General features: G+C 37.2%; 1 protein-coding gene. It reads left to right on the forward strand.

Annotation, left to right across the window (positions count from 1 at the left end; all coding sequences use genetic code 11):
• The coding region (locus tag IL45_RS15190) for a CshA/CshB family fibrillar adhesin-related protein (protein ID WP_036585611.1) at positions 1-1,130 on the forward strand (1,130 nt) is incomplete at both ends.

Below are 1,130 nucleotides of genomic sequence, written 5' to 3' on the forward strand. Positions count from 1 at the left end.
TGTACAGACGGTGCAACAGCAGGTATGGTTACAGCAAACGACCCAGATGCAGATGGTATAAATAATGTATGTGATCTAGATGATGATAATGATGGAATCTTGGATACAGTAGAAGAACGATGTGATCAACCTAATCTTGCAAACTCAAATGAAGGTACAGGTAACTTCCAAGATCAATTGTATATTTTTGATTGGTCTAGTATTGGAGGAACTTTAAATAATGGAGATACACAAACCTTTACGGTTAATGATTTAGAAATAACGGCTACTTTTTCTAATGTTGTTGTAAACGGAACTGGAACTCAATCAATAGATACAAATGATTTAAATACTTTTGAATCTCCAACATTTGGTCAGTCTTTAATAAATGTATTATACAATACTCCAGGAAGTGCAGAAGCACTTTATGGAAATGCAGATACACAAGATTTTTCTTTTACAGTGGAATTCACTGCATTAAAAAACGGGATCCCTTATCCTTTAGATATTATTGCCATTGATGCAGAAGCTACTACTCCTAACAACCAAGGTAATGGTCCAGAAACAATTTCTTTCCAAACTAATGGAGGTGATTGGACATTTTTAGAATCAATCCTTACAGGAGTATCACCAGGACAGTTTAATGTAAATAACCAAACTTTAGATGTTTTAGGAACTTATGATTTAGAAGGAAATGGTAATAGTTTGTATTTTTCAAAAAACACAACATCAATTGATGTGTCAGTTGCAAGTCCAGGTACAGCACAACAAGCTGTTGCTTTTGCTATTTACTTACGATGTGACTCAGATAATGATGGTATTATAAACTCCTTTGATTTAGATTCAGATAACGACTTATGTAATGACGTTTTAGAATCTGGAGGGACGGATAATGATGATGATGGTGTACTTGGTGTTCTGCCAACAACTGTTGATGGTGATGGGCTCGTTACAGGAAGTTCTCCTGCTACAGGAGGTTATGATGGTGCAAGCGGAAATGAAATACTAGCAACACAAGTTAATGTTCCGGCAATGCAGCCTGTAGACCAAACGGCTACGACAGGTGAGTCTGCTACGTTCACTGTTACGGCAACCGCAGATAATTCTACAGGATTCACAGCAGGAATGCCAGATTATGGTGCACCAGGCAA

The organism is Nonlabens ulvanivorans, assembly GCF_000732625.1.
GTDB classification, from domain to species: Bacteria; Bacteroidota; Bacteroidia; order Flavobacteriales; family Flavobacteriaceae; genus Nonlabens; species Nonlabens ulvanivorans.